Source organism: Sessilibacter corallicola (assembly GCF_021290925.1).
Classification (GTDB): Bacteria; Pseudomonadota; Gammaproteobacteria; order Pseudomonadales; family Cellvibrionaceae; genus Sessilibacter; species Sessilibacter corallicola.
The window spans coordinates 1-2411 of the sequence record NZ_JAJSLX010000008.1 but is presented as its reverse complement, the minus strand read 5'-3'; the positions used below and the strand labels follow the sequence as shown (position 1 = coordinate 2411).

General features: G+C 47.0%; 1 protein-coding gene. It reads left to right on the top strand.

Annotation, left to right across the window (positions count from 1 at the left end):
- Positions 1-2411 (top strand): beta strand repeat-containing protein (locus tag LU361_RS19965; protein WP_233090932.1); only part of this gene is annotated, 2411 nt, incomplete at both ends.

The following is a 2411-nucleotide window of genomic DNA, read 5'->3' as shown; positions in this document are numbered from 1 at the left end:
AATTCGCTGATGTTAATTCGGTAGCAGGCGGTGGTGCAAATGACAGTGTCGATTTAAATAATGATGATGCAGCGATTAATGCTGCGTCGGATTTCACCAGTAACGGCATTCAGTACACCGACGTTAACCGTGCCACGAACACCAATGCGCTGACTGGCACGGCGGGTGATGACAGCTTTGTTCAAACAGACGCGAATGAAGTCACGGTTGCCAGCATTGAATTCGCTGATGTTAATTCGGTAGCAGGCGGTGGTGCAAATGACAGTGTCGATTTAAATAATGATGATGCAGCGATTAATGCTGCGTCGGATTTCACCAGTAACGGCATTCAGTACACCAACGTTAACCGTGCCACGAACACCAATACACTGACTGGTACGGCGGGTGATGACAGCTTTGTTCAAACAGACACGAATGAAGTCACGGTTGCAAGCATTGAATTCGCCGATGTGAGTTCAGTGGAAGGTAATGGCGGGAATGACAGCGTCGATTTAAATAATGATGATGCAGCGATTAATGCTGCGTCAGATTTCACCAGTAACGGTATTCAATACGCCAACGTTAATAACGCCACCAACACCGATGTGCTGACTGGCACGGCTGGTGATGACAGCTTTGTTCAAACAGACGCGAATGAAGTCACGGTTGCAAGCATTGAATTCGCCGATGTGAGTTCAGTGGAAGGTAATGGTGGGAATGACAGCGTCGATTTAAATAACGACGACGCAACGATTAATGGTGCCTCAGATTTCACCAGTAACGGTATTCAGTACATCAACGTTAATAACGCCACCAACACCGATGTGCTGACTGGCACGGCGGGTGATGACAGCTTTGTTCAAACAGACGCGAATGAGGTAACGGTTGCAAGCATTGAATTCGCCGATGTGAGTTCAGTGGAAGGTAATGGTGGGAATGACAGCGTCGATTTAAACAATGATGATGCAGCGATTAATGCTGCGTCAGATTTCACCAGTAACGGTATTCAATACACCAACGTTAATAACGCCACCAACACAGATACTCTTACTGGCACGGCCGGTGATGACAGCTTTGTTCAAACAGACGCGAATGAGGTAACGGTTGCAAGCATTGAATTCGCCGATGTGAGTTCAGTGGAAGGTAATGGTGGGAATGACAGTGTCGATTTAAACAATGATGATGCAGCGATTAATGGTGCCTCAGATTTCACCAGTAACGGTATTCAATACACCAATGTTAATAACGCCACCAACACAGATACTCTTACTGGCACGGCCGGTGATGACAGCTTTGTTCAAACAGACGCGAATGAAGTGACGGTTGCCAGCATTGAATTCGCCGATGTGAGTTCAGTGGAAGGTAATGGTGGGAATGACAGCGTCGATTTAAATAACGACGACGCAACGATTAATGGTGCCTCAGATTTCACCAGTAACGGTATTCAATACACCAACGTTAATAACGCCATCAACACCGATGCGCTGACTGGCACGGCGGGTGATGACAGCTTTGTTCAAACAGACGCGAATGAAGTCACGGTTGCCAGCATTGAATTCGCTGATGTGAATTCAGTAGCAGGCGGTGGTGCAAATGACAGTGTCGATTTAAATAATGATGATGCAGCGATTAATGCTACGTCAGACTTCACTAGTAACGGCATTCAGTACACCAACGTCAACAGTGCCACCAATACCGATATTCTCACTGGTACCGCTGGTGATGACAGCTTTGTTCAAACAGACGCGAATGAAGTCACGGTTGCCAGCATTGAATTCGCCGATGTGAATTCGGTAGCAGGCGGTGGTGCAAATGACAGTGTCGATTTAAATAATGATGATGCAGCGATTAATGCTACGTCGGATTTCACCAGTAACGGCATTCGATACACGAACGTCAACCGTGCCACGAACACCAATGCACTGACCGGTACGGCGGGTGATGACAGCTTTGTTCAAACAGACGCGAATGAAGTCACGGTTGCCAGCATTGAATTCGCTGATGTTAATTCGGTAGCAGGCGGTGGTGCAAATGACAGTGTCGATTTAAATAATGATGATGCAGCGATTAATGGTGCGTCAGATTTCACCAGTAACGGCATTCGATACACGAACGTCAACAGTGCCACGAACACCAATGCGCTGACTGGCACGGCGGGTGATGACAGCTTTGTTCAAACAGACGCAAATGAAGTCACGGTTGCTAGCATTGAATTCGCTGATGTTAATTCGGTAGCAGGCGGTGGTGCAAATGACAGTGTCGATTTAAATAATGATGATGCAGCGATTAATGCTGCCTCAGACTTCACCAGTAACGGCATTCGATACACGAACGTCAACAGTGCCACCAATACCGATACTCTTACTGGTACCGCTGGCGATGACAGCTTTGCTCAAACAGATACGAATGAAGTAACGGTTGCAAGTATTGAG